General features: G+C 39.4%; 20 protein-coding genes. All 20 read left to right on the forward strand.

Going from position 1 to position 18642, the window contains the following annotated elements:
* Positions 1-123 precede the first annotated feature (123 nt).
* The 20 genes from aroA to FOC72_RS03400 all read left to right on the forward strand — a co-directional run bounded on the left by aroA (position 124) and on the right by FOC72_RS03400 (position 18474).
* Complete coding sequence (aroA, locus tag FOC72_RS03315) at positions 124-1407, forward strand: 3-phosphoshikimate 1-carboxyvinyltransferase (protein WP_002895098.1); 1284 nt, start codon at positions 124-126, stop codon at positions 1405-1407.
* Positions 1400-1876 (forward strand): shikimate kinase, encoded by a 477-nt coding sequence (locus FOC72_RS03320; protein WP_002895099.1) that lies wholly within the window; start codon positions 1400-1402, stop codon positions 1874-1876. Before aroA ends, FOC72_RS03320 begins: the two co-directional genes overlap by 8 nt.
* Entirely contained in the window at positions 1873-2706 is an 834-nt protein-coding gene (gene pheA, locus FOC72_RS03325) for a prephenate dehydratase (protein WP_002895100.1), read from the forward strand. The genes FOC72_RS03320 and pheA overlap by 4 nt, the downstream gene beginning before the upstream one ends.
* A gap of 18 nt (positions 2707-2724) precedes the next feature.
* The gene (locus FOC72_RS03330) at positions 2725-4074 is read left to right on the forward strand and encodes an LCP family protein (protein ID WP_002895101.1); all 1350 of its coding nucleotides are present in this window, start codon (positions 2725-2727) and stop codon (positions 4072-4074) included.
* Between the two features lie 84 nt (positions 4075-4158).
* A complete protein-coding gene (gene rlmD, locus FOC72_RS03335; RefSeq protein ID WP_080557391.1) occupies positions 4159-5529 on the forward strand; it encodes a 23S rRNA (uracil(1939)-C(5))-methyltransferase RlmD in 1371 nt (456 codons plus the stop codon).
* A gap of 234 nt (positions 5530-5763) precedes the next feature.
* Positions 5764-6291: a hypothetical protein gene (locus FOC72_RS03340; RefSeq protein WP_032914141.1), complete on the forward strand. Its 528-nt coding sequence runs from the start codon at positions 5764-5766 to the stop codon at positions 6289-6291.
* Positions 6291-7652, forward strand: coding sequence for a hypothetical protein (locus FOC72_RS03345; RefSeq protein WP_002895106.1), 1362 nt, complete (start codon positions 6291-6293; stop codon positions 7650-7652). Before FOC72_RS03340 ends, FOC72_RS03345 begins: the two co-directional genes overlap by 1 nt.
* A gap of 18 nt (positions 7653-7670) precedes the next feature.
* Entirely contained in the window at positions 7671-7910 is a 240-nt protein-coding gene (locus FOC72_RS03350; protein WP_002895108.1) for a hypothetical protein, read from the forward strand.
* 273 nt (positions 7911-8183) lie between these two features.
* The gene (locus FOC72_RS11710; RefSeq protein WP_002895109.1) at positions 8184-8315 is read left to right on the forward strand and encodes a GNAT family N-acetyltransferase; all 132 of its coding nucleotides are present in this window, start codon (positions 8184-8186) and stop codon (positions 8313-8315) included.
* Positions 8316-8338: 23 nt separating this feature from the next.
* Positions 8339-8710: a GNAT family N-acetyltransferase gene (locus tag FOC72_RS03355; RefSeq protein ID WP_427195848.1), complete on the forward strand. Its 372-nt coding sequence runs from the start codon at positions 8339-8341 to the stop codon at positions 8708-8710.
* A 243-nt stretch (positions 8711-8953) separates the two neighbouring features.
* Positions 8954-9853 carry an ABC transporter ATP-binding protein gene (locus FOC72_RS03360; RefSeq protein WP_002895111.1) on the forward strand — a complete coding sequence of 300 codons (900 nt, stop codon included), beginning with the start codon at positions 8954-8956 and terminating at the stop codon, positions 9851-9853.
* Positions 9843-10583, forward strand: coding sequence for an ABC transporter permease (locus FOC72_RS03365; protein ID WP_002895112.1), 741 nt, complete (start codon positions 9843-9845; stop codon positions 10581-10583). The genes FOC72_RS03360 and FOC72_RS03365 overlap by 11 nt, the downstream gene beginning before the upstream one ends.
* The gene (locus FOC72_RS11540; protein WP_002895113.1) at positions 10576-11157 is read left to right on the forward strand and encodes an ABC transporter permease; all 582 of its coding nucleotides are present in this window, start codon (positions 10576-10578) and stop codon (positions 11155-11157) included. Before FOC72_RS03365 ends, FOC72_RS11540 begins: the two co-directional genes overlap by 8 nt.
* Before the next feature lie 168 nt (positions 11158-11325).
* On the forward strand, positions 11326-12867 hold the full coding sequence (gggC, locus tag FOC72_RS03370; protein WP_002895114.1) for a streptosactin export ABC transporter GggC: 1542 nt from the start codon (positions 11326-11328) through the stop codon (positions 12865-12867).
* Between the two features lie 309 nt (positions 12868-13176).
* Positions 13177-14055, forward strand: a complete 879-nt coding sequence (locus FOC72_RS03375) for an aminoglycoside phosphotransferase family protein (RefSeq protein WP_002895116.1) — start codon at positions 13177-13179, stop codon at positions 14053-14055.
* Between the two features lie 238 nt (positions 14056-14293).
* Positions 14294-16051 carry a glycoside hydrolase family 13 protein gene (locus FOC72_RS03380; protein WP_032914142.1) on the forward strand — a complete coding sequence of 586 codons (1758 nt, stop codon included), beginning with the start codon at positions 14294-14296 and terminating at the stop codon, positions 16049-16051.
* A gap of 86 nt (positions 16052-16137) precedes the next feature.
* Positions 16138-16635: a hypothetical protein gene (locus tag FOC72_RS03385; RefSeq protein WP_002895119.1), complete on the forward strand. Its 498-nt coding sequence runs from the start codon at positions 16138-16140 to the stop codon at positions 16633-16635.
* A gap of 59 nt (positions 16636-16694) precedes the next feature.
* Entirely contained in the window at positions 16695-17237 is a 543-nt protein-coding gene (locus tag FOC72_RS03390; protein ID WP_002895120.1) for a ClbS/DfsB family four-helix bundle protein, read from the forward strand.
* A 33-nt stretch (positions 17238-17270) separates the two neighbouring features.
* Positions 17271-18116, forward strand: coding sequence for a DUF4300 family protein (locus FOC72_RS03395; protein ID WP_002895121.1), 846 nt, complete (start codon positions 17271-17273; stop codon positions 18114-18116).
* Between the two features lie 46 nt (positions 18117-18162).
* Positions 18163-18474: a hypothetical protein gene (locus tag FOC72_RS03400; RefSeq protein WP_002895124.1), complete on the forward strand. Its 312-nt coding sequence runs from the start codon at positions 18163-18165 to the stop codon at positions 18472-18474.
* The last annotated feature ends 168 nt before the right edge of the window (positions 18475-18642 follow it).

Genomic DNA, 18642 nt, shown 5'->3' on the forward strand with positions numbered 1-18642 from the left:
AAAGAGGAATCTGGGCTGACTACCTGGATTCTTTTTGCTTCGGCTAGGATTCCAGAAATTTTAAGAATTTCTGGTCTTTTTATGATAAAATAAGAAGCAACAAAGGAAAGTACGAGGTCATCTATGAAATTATCAACCAATGTAAAAGGCCTGAAGGGCCGTATCCGAGTACCAGGAGATAAGTCTATCAGCCACCGCTCCATTATTTTTGGCAGTTTGGCTCAGGGAGTCACTACTGTTCGTGACATTCTGCGAGGAGAAGATGTACTGTCTACCATGCAGGTTTTTCGTGACTTAGGTGTGCAGATTGAGGACGATGGAAATCTAGTCGAGATACATGGTGTAGGATTTGAAGGCCTGCAAGCACCGAAAAATAAGCTGGATATGGGGAATTCTGGAACGTCTATCCGTTTGATTTCTGGTGTTTTGGCTGGTCAGGATTTCGAAGCAGAGATGTTTGGTGACGACAGTCTATCCAAGCGGCCTATGGATCGGGTAACCATTCCTCTGCGGCAGATGGGGGTAGAGATTGCTGGTCGGACTGAGCGTGATTTACCACCGCTCAAGATGAAGGGCAGCAAGGAGCTGCAGCCTATTCATTATCAGCTGCCAGTGGCTTCTGCCCAGGTTAAGTCGGCCTTGATTTTTGCTGCCTTGCAGGCTCAGGGAGATTCGGTCATTATAGAAAAGGAAATCACCCGTAATCATACGGAAGATATGATTGCCCAGTTTGGTGGGCAGATTGAGGTCAAGGGCAAGGAAATTCGCATTCAGGGCGGTCAGGAATTCACTGCTCAGGAAGTGACGGTTCCAGGTGACATTTCCAGTGCGGCTTTTTGGCTGGTGGCTGGATTGATTGTGCCGGACTCTAAGATTGTCTTAGAAAATGTCGGCATCAATGAAACTCGTACAGGGATTTTAGATGTGATAGAGGCTATGGGCGGACGGATGACGCTGTCAGATGTCGATCCAGTAGCTAAGTCTGCTACCATCACCGTTGAGACTTCTGAGCTTAAGGGAACGGAGATTGGAGGCGAGATTATCCCGCGCTTGATTGATGAGTTGCCGATTATTGCTCTTCTTGCGACTCAGGCTCAGGGACGGACTGTCATTCGTGATGCAGAGGAGCTCAAAGTCAAGGAAACCGACCGTATCCAGGTAGTAGCAGATGCTCTCAATAGCATGGGCGCAGCTATTACCCCGACGGAAGACGGTATGATTATCGACGGGAAAACACCTCTTCATGGTGCCCAAGTCAACACCTTAGGCGACCATCGCATTGGGATGATGACGGCAATTGCTGCTTTGTTGGCTCAAAGCGGTCAGGTAGAACTTGAGCGGTCTGAAGCTATTAAGACTAGCTATCCAAGCTTCTTCAGCGACTTGGAGGTCTTGACGCATGGCTAAGATATTGCTGGGCTTTATGGGAGCCGGAAAATCCACAGTAGCCAGAGGCCTAGCCCAAGACTTTGCCGATATGGATGAACTGCTCTGCCAGCGGTTGGGTATGTCTATCAAGGATTATTTTGATCAGCATGGTGAAGCGGCCTTTCGGACTGCAGAAGCCCAGCTCTTGGCTGAGTTGATCGATACGGACTTAGTCGTCTCAACTGGCGGCGGTGTAGTCGTCAGCTCAGAAAACCGTAGATTACTGGCTCAGAATGCTGATAATATCTACCTGAAAGCTGATTTTGAAACGCTTTATCAGCGAATCCAGCAGGATGCTGAGCAGGAGCGGCCCTTGTTCTTAAACCAGAGCAAGTCAGACTTGCAGCAGATTTTTGAGCAGCGTCAGGCTTGGTACGAGGAAGTAGCGACCCAGATTGTCAATACGAGGCTCAAAAGCCCGCAGGAAATTATTGAGGAAATTCAATGAAAATAGCATTTTTAGGTCCCAGAGGCTCCTTTTCTCACCATGTAGCCCAAGCTGCTTTTCCCAGCCAGGACTTGGTGCCTTATCAGAATATCACCGAGGTCATGAAGGCTTATGAGGCTAGGGAAGTGGATTACTCGGTCGTTCCGGTGGAAAATTCCATCGAGGGCAGTGTCCACGAGACCTTGGACTATCTCTTTCATCAAGCAGACATTCAGGCGGTGGCTGAAATCGTTCAGCCCATCAAGCAGCAGCTTTTGGTGACGGATTTAGAAAAGACAATTGAGAAAATATTTTCTCATCCGCAGGCTATTGCCCAAGGAAAGAAATATATCCGCCAGCATTATCCGCAGGCTGCCATTGAGGTGACGGCTAGTACGGCCTATGCAGCTCGTTTTGTAGCAGAACATCCTGAAAAGAATTTTGCGGCTATTGCCCCGCGCACGGCTGCAGCAGAATACGGGCTCAAAGTAGCGGCCAGCGACATTCAGGAAATGGAAGAAAATTATACCCGCTTCTGGATTCTGGGTCATGAGGTGCCTGAGCTTCAACTGACCAAGACAGGAGACAAGCAGACACTGGCTTTGACCTTGCCGGACAATCTGCCTGGTGCCCTCTATAAGGCTTTGTCGACCTTTGCTTGGCGTGGGATTGACCTGACCAAGATTGAGAGCCGGCCTCTAAAAACGGCTCTGGGAGAATATTTCTTCATTATAGACATTGACAACGAACAGAAAAAATTGGCGGATTTTGCCTATCAAGAGTTGACAAGTCTTGGAATTACTTATAAAATTTTTGGTAGCTACAGTGTGTTTCTGATTCAGGACAAGTAGCAGTAGATTGGAGAAGAGATGAAGAAACCAGAAAATCTTAGCCATCATGAACAGCTCCGCTTAGATTATCTCTATAAAAATTATTATTATCTAAACGATAAAGAAAAGAAAGAATTTGACTATCTGCGTCAGAAGTCCAAGGGGATTGGCAATTCAGCCAGTGTGCCTGACCATGAAGAGCAGCCGCATACAGTTAGCGACGCCTACGAGCAAGAGCCTGTGGAAATGGATTCTTCTGGCCTCTTGCCCAAGTACCCTGAGCGTTCTTCTCGCAGTAGAAGGCAAAAGAAGGCGCCGGAAGCTCTGGCAGAAGCTGGTCTGGGACAAGACAAGCCCAAGAAGCCTCGCAAAAAAATCCGCTTGAAACGGATTCTGCTTTGGGCAGGGATTTTCCTGCTGATGGTCTTGGGTGGCATGATTTTCATGTTTGTCAAAGGCTTGACGACAGCTCATAATGGCAATTCTAAGCCAGCAGAAACGGAATTCTTTGACGGCAAGGATACTAAGGACGGAGTGAATATCCTCATTCTCGGAACGGACGGCCGGGTTGGTGACGACTCGACTGAGACGCGGACTGACTCTATTATGGTCTTGAATGTTGGTAATAAGGACCACAAGGTGAAATTGGTCAGCTTTATGCGTGATACCCTTATTCACATCGATGGCGTCAGCAATGAGTACACGGACCCTTCGCAGGCAGATTATTATGACCAAAAGCTCAATTCTGCCTATACAATTGGGGAGCAAAACCACAACCGTGGTGCAGACTATGTCCGCCAGATGCTCAAAGATAATTTCGATTTGGACATCAAATATTATGCACTGGTGGATTTCCAGACCTTTGCTACAGCTATTGACACTCTTTTCCCAAATGGCGTCAGCATGAATGCCCAGTTCTCAACGATCGATGGGGAGAAAGTGACAGAAGTTGAAGTGCCAGATGACCTGAATATGAAGGACGGTGTGGTACCCAATCAAACAATCAAGGTTGGTCAGCAGCAGATGGACGGTCGAACCTTGCTCAACTACGCTCGCTTCCGTAAGGATGACGAGGGCGACTTTGGCCGAACCCGCCGTCAGCAGGAAGTTTTGACGGCTGTTTTCCAGCAGGTCAAGGATCCGACTAAGCTCTTTACTGGGTCAGAGGCTCTGGGTAAGGTCTTTGCCTTGACTTCGACCAATGTGCCTTACAGCTTCTTATTGACTAATGGTCTCTCTATGGCTGGAGATTCCCGCAATGGAGTTGAGCGCCTGACGATTCCGGAAAATGGCGACTGGGTTGATACCTATGACATGTACGGCGGCCAAGGGCTATTGATTGACTTTGAAGCCTATAAAGAAAGACTGCAGCAAATGGGTCTCAGATAAGATATATGATATAATGAAAGGTAGGACGATGTCCTGCCTTTTCTTTTGGGAAATGGCAGAGCGATAAAGCAGAAAGAGAAAAATATGTTAAAAAAGAATGATGTGATTGAAGTTGAAATCGTGGATCTGAGCCACGAGGGAGCAGGGGTGGCCAAGGCAGAAGGCCTGGTTTTCTTTGTGGAAAATGCCCTGCCGGGTGAGCTCATCCGGATGCGTGTGCTCAAGGTCAACAAAAAAATCGGCTTTGGCAAGGTGGAGGAATTTCTCCGTACCTCAGACCAGCGCAATGAAAATCTTGATATGGCTTATCTGCGTACAGGGATTGCTGACTTGGGGCATCTGAACTATCCAGCTCAGCTGGACTTCAAACGCAAGCAGGTCAAGGACAGTCTTTATAAGATTGCTGGTTTGTCCGATGTTGAAGTGCTGCCGACACTTGGTATGGAGCAGCCGCTGGGCTACCGTAATAAGGCTCAAGTGCCTGTCCGCCGCGTTAATGGCCAGCTGGAAACAGGATTTTTCCGCAAAAATTCCCATGACCTCCTGCCGATTGAAGATTTTTATATTCAGGATCCAGTCATTGACCAAGTTATCATCTTTACACGCGATTTGCTGCGTCGCTTTGACCTCAAGCCTTACGATGAGCAAGAAAAGACTGGACTCATTCGCAATCTAGTCGTCCGCCGTGGCCATTATTCAGGGGAAATCATGGTAATCTTGGTCACAACTCGACCTAAAATTTTCCGAGTAGAGCAGTTGATGGAGCGCTTGACAGAGGCTTTCCCAGCTATCAAGTCCATCATGCAGAATATCAATGATCAGCCGGGCAATGCGATTTTCGGAAAAGACTGGCGAACGCTTTATGGTCAAGACTACATTACCGACCGCATGCTGGGAAATGACTTCCAAATCTCTGGACCAGCTTTTTACCAAGTCAATACCGAAATGGCAGAAAAACTCTATCAGACAGCTATTGACTTTTCTGAGCTGACCTCTGACGATGTGGTGCTTGACGCCTACTCTGGCATCGGGACTATCGGTCTATCAGTTGCCAAGCATGTCAAGGAAGTCTATGGTGTGGAAGTGATTCCTGAAGCTGTCGAAAATAGCCAAAAGAATGCGGCAATCAACGGCATTACCAACGCCAGCTATGTCTGCGCCCCTGCTGAAGAAGCCATTCAAAACTGGCTTAAAGAGGGCATCCAAGCGGATGTTATCCTAGTCGATCCACCACGAAAAGGCCTGACAGAGAGCTTCATCAAAGCCAGCATCAGCATGGAGCCCAAGAAAATCACTTATATCTCCTGCAATGTCGCAACCATGGCGCGTGATATCAAGCTCTACCGAGAATTAGGATATGAGTTGAAGAAAGTCCAGCCGGTGGACTTATTTCCGCAAACGCATCATGTTGAGACGGTATCACTGCTTGTACGAGCTGAGGTATCAGCGAAGTAGAAGCAGATGTTCCGCCCATGCGATAGCTGTCGTAGAGCGAGGAAATTATGACGAAACGATACGGTAACAGCTGTGTAGCTTTGATGGTAAAATAATAAAAAAATTTTAATATCTTAGTCAAGATAAATTATTACATTACCTTTTGATATATAAGTGGAAAACTGTAACTTTTATGTTGCAGTTTTTTTATTACATCATGATATAATTAAGAAAACAAAATATAGAGGAGCTTTTATGAAAAAAGAACAAGTATTTCAAAATGTAGAATCATTACAGCAAGTCGTAAATGTCATTAATGAAGCGTCTGCTGCGCTGAATGACAAGACACGTACAATGCGAGAGAGTGCAATACCAGAAGTTTTAGCAGGTGCCCTGGGAGCAGGCGTCGGTGGAATTGGATCATTTGCTGCTCTCTACGGTTTAGGTACTGTTGGTTTATCCGCTGCCGGAATTACATCTGGACTTGCAGCTGCAGGAAGTATTGTTGGTGGCGGAATGGTAGCTGGCGTCTTTGTTTTAGCAGCACCTGCTGTTGTCTTAGCTGGAGGAGCTATTTTATTAGCATCTAATTTAAAAAATAATCAACTTAAACAGGAAAAAGAACGATTATATAAAGAGGCGCTACAAAAACATGAAGCAATTATACAAGCACTGAAGGCTGAGACGGATGCTGATAAAGAGCGTCTGGATTATTTACAAAGTTTAAATATTCTTCTTACACAAGCGATAAAAGATTTAAAAAATGATTTAGGAAAATCGTAATGAGTAAATTTAAATATTCAGATGAAGAAAGACAATTTAATAATATTTTAGTCTATCAAACTAGAGAGTTAAGTCTAATCAAAAGACATGATAAGACAGGTGTGGAAGCAAGGATATCAGAAAGTGAAGAGTTATTAAAAGAGCTAGGGTATAATCTAAATTATTTACCAAAAATAGATACTGAAGCAGAAAAACGAACTATAGTAGTTCCTAAATGGGAAGATTTAATTGCAAAGTCTGAGCATGAAGTCGGTTCTACGAATGACTTAGAAGTACTTTTTACAAATGAAGAGCTAGAGATAAATGAAGCTATTGTTCGAGAATTGAATGATGATTTTAATAATATACATAAACTTGATGCTATTGACATTTCGATTTGTGCTGGTGCTGGTGTATTAGCGGCAATAGTTGATATACTTTTAATTGGAATACCTAAAAAAACTCCACAAGGTTTGAAAGGTGGTCCTTTATCGAATCATGTAAGAGATTGGTTCAATCAGAGATTCCCCGAAGAAGAAATGGAAAAGCTAGCAAATTCAAAAGTTAGTAAGGTTCCTTTTGATGCACAAGATAATCGTCATACAAAAGTTAATGTTAATGGCCTATCTGCTTACTATCATAGATTACTATCTCTTAGACATGACCCACTTCTTGGTCTAGTAATTGGTGTGTGTGATATTCTTAATGGAAAGATGACTACTATTGATAAAACTGGAAAAATAGTATCTCAATTTATGGACAACTACACAGATAGAAAAGAAAGTGATATTTTCGCTGCAATTGCTAAGCAGATAATTCATTTTAAATCTGATATTACAACTTCAATGGGATTACCTGCTCCATTGATGGGACTATTCAATTTATTTCAGTTCGGAAAAATTGGGAATGAGGAACAAACAATAGCAGAAATAGTACAAGGGATGTATTACGAAGGTTATGATTTTATTCATTTTAGCAGCATGGCAATTTCAACTATGATTGTTGAAGTTGTCATCAGACTAGGATATGCTTTAAAAAGAATTAACGAGGGAAATTCTTTAAAAAACTCTATCCCATTTTCGGTGGATAGAGAAAAACATCCAAAATTACATACTATGCTATTTATAGGACATTCCACAGCTACAGCAGCTAATGCTGGGAAAATATACTTTACAAAAAATCCTATGATAATAAATTATGCACAATGGGTCACTTTTGCAAAGTACTCATATTCACATTTAAAGTGGGTACTAATTGAAAAAAACGAAATGAAAGACCTATATGTTTCGGAAAAAATTTCTAAAGAAAACCAGGAAGTTTACAATCAGATAAAGAGTACGTTTGATAACTTCAGCAACGATTATGTATTTACATTCGATTAATTTATTGAAGGAGAATCTATGAAAAAGAGCACCTATAATATATTAACTAAAATTCCTATATATGGAATTTTATTAAAACAATCGAGTAAAGGTGAGATGAGGCTATGTAGTCCATTTTTTCAAGATATGGCGGAAGAATGGATTAGACCAATTGAAATTTATACATTTCTAGAGGAAAAATATCCAGGTGAAGTGGTAACAAGAGAACGTTTTTATGAAGGTTATAATAAAATACTTGAATTAAAGTTTAAGCAATAGATAAACTAAACGTCTCAGTTTTACATTAAAGGAGATGAGCTTCATAGTTTTCACTGGGGTCTTACTAATCAAATCTAATAAGGTTCACATACGAACCATATGCTGTTGTGGTAAGTTTAGTAGAGAAGAGCAGCTAATCCTCAAAAGCTTCTCCAAATATTTTAAGTCCCACAAATGCATCATGTTGAGGCGGTAGTGTTGTAAAAAAAGTCAAATCAAAAAGACTTCATCTTAAGCGACTTTATAAACATTTGGAATTTGAAGAGGAAAAAAATGATTTTAGAAACGGAAAGATTGATTCTTCGCCCATGGGAAGAAAGAGACGCCAATGATTTATTTCAATATGCCAGTCATCCAGAGGTTGGTCTGTACATACCAGTATTGAAAACAGTAGGGAGATTATAAAAAGTTATTTTTCAGCACCTGAGATATACGCCATAGTTTTAAAAGAAACAATGCAGCCAGTGGGTAGCATAGGATTGATGATCGGCACTGTAAGTGATAAAGGTATTCCTGATACTGAGGCGGAGATTGGTTACTGGATAGTAGTTCCGTATTGGGGTCAGGGTCTGATACCGGAAGCAGTTCGTGAGTTGATGAGACCTGGATTTGATGACCTGAATCTAGAGAAAATGTGGTGCGGTTATTTTGACGGCAATACAAAGTCAAAGAGAGTTCAGGAAAAATGTGGGTTCCGTTATCATCATACAAAAGAGAACATTCCATGTGTATTGGAAGGTGTTCTTCGCACAGAACACATAACCTGTCTATCAAAGTCAGAGTGGATTTCATTTAAGTAAATCCCAGTTTGTCGAGGCAAACTCTTTTAACGATAACCTTATGCTATCGTTAAATAGATAAGTGGATATGTTCCTACATACAAATAATGCTGCTTGAAGTACTAAGTGAGCATTCAATCCATGTCAAGTGTGTAGCTCTGCTTGTGAAAAATTAGGCATATTTAAGTGAAAGTAATTCAAAAATCTTTGTTTTTAAATTTTTGGCAGTGTAAGTATTAGTAATCGAAATAGGTTAATGCGAGTATGAATGAAATTATTGTAAGCAATCTAAAGAAAAATTTTCGTGGTAAAGTTGTATTGGACATTCCTAGCTTTGGATCGCATTCAGGAGAGATTGTTTCTATAGTGGGCACCAATGGTGCGGGTAAATCAACTTTCATAAAAATTATCTCTGGCTTAATGTTACAAGATGCAGGTGATGTATTTGTTTTTGGCAGTAAGAATACTTCGAAAGATATTCATAACAATGTTAAGCTCGTACTAGAAAGCGGTAGAGGCTACTATGAATATCTGACGGCAAATCAAAATATTGATTACTTTTTACATTTGAATAAAATTTCGCGTGGTCAGGTTAAGGATGAATTGGAGGATTTATTTAATAAACTAGCTTTCCATCCCTATGTTGATGTATTGGTGTCCGAATTGTCACAAGGAACGAGACAAAAATTGTCTTTGATCATTGCCTTACTTTGTAAGCCAAAAGTATTGTGTTTAGATGAGCCAACAAATGGTCTGGATGTCATTGCCAAAAAGCAGTTTGCGAAATTATTACTAACTCTCAGCCAAGAAAAAGGAACTATTGTTCTCATGACTACTCATGATATCTATTTTGCAAAAGAAATATCAACAAGAATTTGTATTATGAGTAGAGGGAAAATAATCCAGCAAGGTAGTTTCTCAGAAATCTTTGGGAAAAATACTAGGTGGATTAAATATAGAATTGGTATTTCAGACTCTGATAAAGATGCTTTTGAGAGACTGTTTCCTGATTTATCTTACCAAATAGAAAACGAAAGATTGATTGTTGAAGTAAAAGATAGTCAGGTGAAAAATAATATCTTTAATAATTTTGAGATAATATTTTTTGAAGAAGTTGAGGAAAGTATCGAAGAAATATTGTATGAGGTTATCAATGATGATTAAAGAAATAAGAAGGGAGTTAAAGAGACAGCTGCAAGAGATGATGCAGTTTAAATTCAATTTATTTTTTTCAAATTTTGGAATTTTGATAATGGTTTCAGCTTATCTTCAATACTTTAAAGATACGCAAAGTAAATTTTTATTGTTATGTTTATTATTTACTTGGTATTTTACGAGTCATAGTATTACGCACCCAACTTTTTTTATTGAGGATGACCTTTATGATAGAACTTTGATAAGTGTAATCCAGAGCAGTAAGAGTGTTTTTCATGTCTTAATGTTTAAAATTATTGTTCAGATATTGGTGGATCTAGTTAAAGCCATACCTATATTTATCGTTTTATCCACGCTTAATGATATTGATTTTCCGGATAGTATTTTAAAGTTAGTTGGAAACCTGACTGCATGTATGCTAACTGTTATTAGCATATATGGTTTGGGTTTTTTCCTATCAAGTCTCTGCTTCATTTTTAATCGTACTTCTAGCATTACATCGTTAATTTCTTATTTCATGCTGTATTTTACTGGCATACTAACACCGCTAGGTGGTTTATTTGGCTTTATAGGAAAGCTTTTCCCTTACTATGCCTTGAGAAATTTTATTATTTCTCCGTCCTACCAGAGTATCTTTTTTATTATAGTCTATTGTGCAGTATATTGGTCAGCTGGAACTTTCCTATTTTTCACTTTATTGAACATTGCTAAAAAAAGAGGGAGCCTTTTCCATGTTTAGTGAATTAAGAAGATATTTCAATTATAGAGTTCGATACACGTTTGATAGTATTTGCGAAGTGATTTATTCCATGATTTTTATTACAGGAATCATTATTATTTTCAATAGTGATAAACCGATAAATCTACTCTATTTTTTTATTTATTATTCTATAACTAATGTGATATTGCTTGCTAATGAGGAGTTGGAATTTGAAATTCGTACCAATCAATATACAAATATCAAAACAACTCGACGGACACCAATGATGATTTATATTGCTAGATCAACAACTTATTTTATTTGGTCGACATTCATTTTTTTGATTTCAATCATTCTATCGCATCTGTTTTTTAATGGAAAATTTTTGATGCCCTCATTCCATTTAGTGGATTTGGTTTTGATATCAATACTTAATTATGCTGTATTTTTTGTCTTATATACCATGGCAATTAAATTAACAGAACGTTTCAAACGAGTGTCTGTCTTATTGAATTTATTTAATACCATAATGCTATTTTATTCTGGACTAGTATTTCCAGCTCCCTTTGTTAGCTATGCAGATGTGTTAGATATATTTTTGAGTAAAAAGTAAAAGTGAATTGATATGCTTCGAACTTCTTATTCAGTTCTTTTTTCGAAAGATTATAAAGTAGCCTTACATTTGATGCTTTCATTCAAATAATCAGGCTCCTATTTTATCCCCGTCTAGATAAAAAAAGACCATCTAAGTTGGTAAATAACTTCAGGAGGTTTATACGCTATGCTTAGATCTTATGTAACTAAAAAGTATTTATTCTTCTATTTTGTGGCGATTATGATTACTTGGCTGGAGGCTGTCATTACACCGGCTTTGATTCAGTATATTGTCTCTAGTTTTACCAATCACCAGTTGCATTTGCTGTTGCAGGTCTTGATTTGGGGGATTGTGGGGAATTTGATTCTCTTGCTGGGTTTGGCGGGGAAACGTTATTACTATGCACGAGTGCTGACGGACTTCAAGTTGGGTATTAAGCAGGCTATCTTTCAGACTTTCTTATATAGCCGTCGGATAGCGGATGAAGAGGTTTTGTCCGACCTGGAAAATGATGTGAAACAGCTAGAAGATAACTATATTGAGCCGACTGTTATTATCATTTCTTCTTTGGGATTTACAACCGTCTCCATCTGCTATGCTCTCTGGACAAATTTTTATCTCGGCTTGCTCTTTATCATTTTTTATTCGATACCGGTTCTTTGTAGTGGGATTGGTTCCAAACGTTTGGATACGATTTCTGAGCATAAGTCCATGGCTAACCAGAGCTACGTCTCTCAAGTGACCAATATGATTGCGGGTGCTCGTTCCATACGGCATTATCGGGGACAAAGCTTATTTTACAAACTGTTTTCCAAAGATTTACACAAGGCTTTAGAGCAAGAAGTCGCCTATGAAAAGCAACGGACTTTAAACAGTTTCTTTATCAATGGGATTGATGCCTTTTGCTCGGTCGCGCCTATTGTCATTGGTGGTTTCATGACCTATTATAATTACCTGTCTGCAGCCAGCTTTGTTGGGATTTACCTAGTATCGCATAATATCGGCTATCAATTTCAAGAGCTATCTTACTTTATCAATACCAGGAAGTCAGCCAAGTCTCTTTGTGATAAGTATCAAAAATTGCTGGGAGAGGAGTTGACAATGCCTTCTGTTCTTGCAAGTTCCGTCTTTCCTATCCAGCTAGAGCAAGTTAGCGTAGAGCGTGATGGTCGAGAAATCCTAGCCCCTTGCAATCTTACCATTGAAGAAGGGGAAAAGATTGCCATTATCGGAGAAAGTGGGTCTGGGAAAACAACCTTACTGAACCTCATCTATGGTGAAATCAAGCCTAGTCAAGGTCAGATTCGCTACCATGGACAAGAGCTAAGCTCGGATGAACTTTATCAGGCAGGAGCCTACATTCTCCAGTCCAGTCATGTCTTTGATGGATTGACACTAGAAGAAAATATCGCTTTGGGACAAGAACTTGATTCCAGAAGGATGGAAGAGATTCTGCAGCAAACCGGTTTGAAAGCTCTCCAAGGCAAAACACCCAGCAATCAAACTCTGTCAGGCGGTGAGAAGCAGCGGCTAGAAATTGCCCGCGCGCTCTATCACAATCGCCAATTAATCTTAGCTGATGAGGTCAAGGCCAATCTGGACCTTAGAAATCAAGAGAAAATCAGTCGACTCCTTTTCTCACTCCCACAAGCAGTCGTAGAAGTGATTCATCACTATAGCGAAGAGGACTTGAAGCGCTACGATAAGGTGATAAAACTGGATAGATAGGTGGAGGCATAGATTTCAAAAAGGAGTGGCAGAGGCCGCTCTTTTTTGTGGGTTGGAAAATAAGATAATTAGCTTTTTTTCCATTTATAATATACAATAAAGTTAACTAAGGAGTATAGAAGAGCGATGTAATGGATAATAAAAAACAACTCTGTCTGAAAATATCGGTACAAAAATGTCAAACGAAGATTATGTTGAAGAACTTGATGAACGACTGAATAATTTTAAAAGCTTAAAAAATAAAGCGATTTTCTTGAATTAGAGTTTGAACTATATAGTAATCTTGTAAAGTTAATCGAGGAGTTATTGATGGATTTTATTGGTAAGATAGCCATAAATAAAGGATGGTCAGATGATAAAAAATATTGTGTTACAGACCAGAACAATCAAAAATATTTATTGCGTGTTTCTGATAAAGAGAAGTTAGATTCTAAGAAAATTGAATTTGATATGATGGAGAAAGTTGCTTCTCTGGAAGTTCGTATGTGTAAACCGATTAAATTTGAATTCTGCGGTGACGAAGTACATTCTATACACGAGTGGATAGACGGAAGAGATGCAATAGATACAATTTTAACTTATTCAGAAAAACAACAATACACTTACGGGATAGAAGCAGGAAGGATACTTAGAAAGATTCATACAATTCCTGCTACAGAAGTTTGTGAAGACTGGGAAATCTTTTTTAATAGAAAAATTGATGATAAAATCTCCAAATACAAAGAATGTCCCGTCCAATTTGAAAGCGGGCAGGTCTTTATTGATTTTTTGAACGAAAACCGTGAACTGCTAAAAAATAGACCCCAAGTTTTGCAACATGGTGATTATCATATTGGAAATTTCATGATTGGAGAAGATCGTGAGATTTATGTCATTGACTTTGATCGTTTTGACTTTGGAGATCCTTGGGAGGAGTTCAATCGTATTGTGTGGTCAGCTCAAGTATCTCCCTCTTTTGCATCAGGTATGATAGATGGATATTTTGATGACAAGGTTCCAGATTTATTTTGGAAACTTCTTGCCGTTTACATTCTAAGTAACTTAATTGGAGGTCTTCCATGGGCTATTTCTTATGGAGAAGAGGAAATATCAGTAATGCAAAATCAAGCTAAGGAAATTTTAGAATGGTATGATGATATGAACCGACTAGTCCCAAGTTGGTATATGAACAAGAATAATACTGAATAATTTAAGCGTTTGAATATCAATTTGGAAAAAGAATAGAATACAATGAAATCTCAAGATAGAAACTAATATTAAGCCTTGTCCTCAAGGCTTTTTAATATTCTCTGCTATACCTCCTATTCCCAAACTTGAACAATAGCTTGCAATCATTTTTTTAAAATAGTATACTAGGGCTAAGCTATGGAATCGTTTGCATAGAATTACGATGAGTTTAAAAAGTGAAATCTAGGAGATGAAAAGTATGGAATTAACAGCCATTTATCATAGACCGGAGTCGGAGTATGCCTACCTTTATAAAGAAGGGCAAGTGCATATCAGAATTAGGACTAAGAAAGAGGATATAGAGAAAATCGTTTTGCACTATGGCGATCCCTTTATTTTTCTTGAGGATTCTTTTGAAGATGCGAAAGAGATGGTCAAAGTGACTTCTGATGCCTTATTTGACTATTGGCAAGTAGCTGTCTCTGTGCGCTTTGCTCGGATTCAGTATTTGTTTGAGCTTGAGGATAAAGAAAGTCAAAGCATCTTGTATGGAGATAAAGGTTTCGCTGACAATAGTCCAGAAAATCTTGCTTTAGAGGGTAACGGTTTTAAACTCCCTTATATTCACGAAATTGATGGTTGTCAGGTTCCTGACTGGGTTTCAAAAACGGTCTGGTATCAGATTTTTCCTGAACGTTTTGCCAATGGAAATGTTGAACTTTCACCAGAGAGAGCTCTAGATTGGGATTCGTCTATCAGACCTAAAAGTAGTGATTTCTTTGGCGGGGATTTACAGGGGATTATTGATCATCTAGATTATTTGCAAGACTTAGGGATTACAGGGCTTTACCTCTGTCCTATCTTTGAATCGCCAAGTAATCACAAGTACAATACGACTGATTACTTTGAAATTGATCGACACTTTGGGGACAAGGAGACTTTCCGTCAACTGGTGGAGCAAGCTCATCTGCGTGGCATGAAGGTCATGCTGGATGCGGTTTTCAATCATATGGGCGATCAATCCGCTCAATGGCTGGATGTTCTCAAACATGGTGAAAAGTCTGTTTATAAAGACTGGTTCCACATTCAAGAGTTCCCAGTGACGAATGACAAACTTGTGAATCCCAAAGAACTGCCTTATCATACCTTTGCCTTTGCCAGCTATATGCCTAAGTTAAATACGGCAAATCCTGAGGTGAAAGACTATCTCTTAAGCGTTGCAACCTATTGGATTGAACATTTTGATATTGATGCTTGGCGGCTGGATGTGGCCAATGAGGTTGATCACCAATTTTGGCGTGATTTTCGGAAGGCAGTTTTGGCCAAAAAGCCTGACCTTTATATTCTTGGAGAGGTTTGGCATACCTCTCAGCCTTGGTTAAATGGTGATGAGTTTCACGCAGTCATGAACTATCCTCTATCCGATAGTATCAAGGACTACTTTTTGAGCAGGAGCAAGAAGATCAGTCAATTCATAGCTGAGATTAATTGCCAGTCCATGTATTACAAGCAGCAGATTTCTGAGGTTATGTTTAATCTCTTGGACTCGCACGATACGGAGCGCATTTTGGCGACAGCTCAAGGTGATATCCAGCTTGTCAAATCCGCACTCGCCTTTCTCTTTTTACAAAGAGGGACGCCTTGTATCTATTATGGGACCGAGCTAGAATTGGATGGAGGTATGGACCCGGATTGTAGACGGGTTATGCCTTGGGAACGGGTTTCTAGTAGCAATGACATGCTCAATTTTATGAAGAATTTAATTCAGCTTCGCAAGGATGTTGCGGGCATTATTCAGTATGGGAAATTTACCTTAGAAGAAATCGCTCCTAATGTGCTGGCTTTAGAATGGCAACATGATCATCAAGTAATCCGAGCTATTTTTAATCAGTCCAAAGAGAATTATCTGTTAGACAGAGATTCAGCTGATTTGGTGAGTCATTACCAAACTGATGACCAACAACTTGTCATCTTACCAAAGGGATTTGTAGTTTATTGTGATGAGTCTAAAAAGTAATGGAATAGAAATAAAGGAATCCGAACAAACAAGGTCTTAAAAATTCCTTCTTTAAAAGTGTTAGAATTTTTTCATGGTGGTGTAAGATGAAATCAAAAGGACTTCTGAAGAAAAAGTTGATTAATCTAGCTAGTGGGGAGTTGGTCGCTGTTTTAGTATTTTGGATGAATTTTTTTCTGCTTAAAAAGTGGATTCTTACTACTAAAGCCTTCATTTCTATTTCCTTCTCCTTGTTTCTCCTAACTTTTATCTTGATACAGGGTTCCGTTTTTTGGTTGATTTTAATCAAGAGGATTTCCAATCTAGGATTTGCTGAAAAGTATACAGGACAAATTTACAAGATATTGAAGAAATTGGATTTTATTTTACTAGCTACGGGAATTTTTGTGATATTATTGAATCACGGAGAATTTTCCATATTGTTCATTTCTTTAGGGATTTGGATGTTTGCTCTTATAGAGTGGGTAAATTACTATCAATTGCAATTGTCATACAGCTTGAATCCTGCTGTTTTATGGAGATACATTAGACATAGGAAATTGAAAAAGAGTAAAATAGCAAAGGAAATTGAGAAAATCCTATAAATTCTGGCGTTTAGCAAGATAATTTCCAAGAGACGAAAGATGCAAAGGAGTGCAATCTTATGCCCAGACCGAAAACTAAAGAAGATTTGATGCTGGCCGCTAAGGAAAACTATGAGAAGTTGCAAACTCTCATTTCCAAATTGTCTGATCAAGAGTTAAATATGCCTTTTGATTTTTCTCGGGATGAAAAGAAGAAAGAGGCACATTGGAGACGAGATAAAAATATAAGAGATGTTTTGATTCACCTCTATGAATGGCACCAGCTCTTGTTAGATTGGGTGCATTCCAATCAAAAGGGTCAAGAGCAGCCCTTTCTTCCTGCGCCCTATAACTGGAAGACTTATGGAGAGTTGAATCTGGAATTTTGGAAGAAGCATCAAAAGACTTCTCTAAAAGAGGCAACTGAGGTATTTCATCAGTCCCATCAAGATGTTTTGGACTTAGCCGACACATTTACAAACGAAGAATTATTTTTAAAAAATGTCTATAAATGGGTCGGAGGGACTGTATTAGGTTCCTATTTTGTAAGTGCTACTTCCAGCCATTATGACTGGGCCATGAAAAAGTTGAATGCTCATCAGAAAAATTGTAAAGCAAAATAGTCTGTAGAAGACAAGAATTAGAGAGAAATAAGAATGAAGAAATACAGCAAAATAATCATGTCCTGCGCCTGCCTGGCTTTAGCTTTTGGGATGGCAGCATGTGCTAGTTCGCAGAAAAATAATCAAACAAGTCAAACTACATCGACTTATTCAAATTTAAACAGTGAAAAGAGTGTCGAAGAAGTGAGGAGTTTGTTATCAGCTCATTTGGATAAAGACAGTGTCGATAACTTTGTCAATCTCGTCAATGACTACAACGGACTTGTTGGTTCTACTGGATTAACAGGCGATTTCACTAAGTTTACCAAAACTGAATATGACGTAGAAAAAATCAATCCTCTATGGCAGGCAAAGAAGGGCGATTTTATTGGGACAAATTGTCGGATTAATACTTATACTTTGCTGAAAAATAGCATCGACATCCCTCAAATAGAAAAAGATGACGAACTTTTGTTCATAGATAATGATTCGATTGACAAGGGCAAGCTCTTTGATGCAAAAGATAAGGAAGATTTTAATATTCTGTTTTCAAGAGTCAAGACTGAAGCGACTCAAGATGTCAAAGTCCATGCTAAGAAGATGGAGGAATACTTCAAACAGTTCAAGTTTAATGAAAAGGCTCGAATGCTTTCAGTCATTGTCCACGATAATCTTGATGGTGATTCTCTCTTTGTAGGGCATGTCGGCGTCTTGGTTCCAGATAAAGATGGCTACTTATTTATCGAAAAGCTGACATTTGAAGAGCCTTATCAGGCAATCAAATTTGCGACCAAGGAAGATGTCTACAAATACTTGCAGACCAAATATAAGAACTACACAGGGGAAGGTTTGGCCAAGCCCTTTATCATGGACAATGATAAGTGGGTAGAGGGTAAGTAGTGTGCTTCAGTTAGTATTAAGAAAAGAGAACTGGGAGATTTAGCGTATGGAATTAAAAGATTTTACAGAAAAGGAACAGGAGCAGATCAATCAAGGGCTCAGCACTGCAGAAATTTCCGATAAGGAAGCTGCCAAAAAGATTCTAGCACTCGTGCCCCAAGAGTGGATTAAGAGGATTCCTTTCTTCGTGAGAGGGCATGCGACGACCAAGACGGTTGAGCGAGTTGCTAAGCAATATCCTGAGTTGTACGCTGTAGCCAAGCAGCAAGGCGAACTTCCTGACAAGGAAAGAGAAGACTTGCGCGGGATTATGACAAGCATTTTTGAAGAAAAGATGAATAAGCATAAGATTAAATGAACTCTTACTTTGAAAGAAGTAAGAAGCTTTAGAAAGCCACTGGAAGCAGTGGCTTTTTCGTTTTTTATGGACATGACGAAGCTATTCACTAACGCTATCTTTGGATGCAGGCTTCTAATTGGGCTTTGGGACTATTCTCCATGAGAATTATCGGTAAAAATGGTATAA

It is taken from the genome of Streptococcus sanguinis (genome assembly GCF_013343115.1).
GTDB classification, from domain to species: Bacteria; Bacillota; Bacilli; order Lactobacillales; family Streptococcaceae; genus Streptococcus; species Streptococcus sanguinis_H.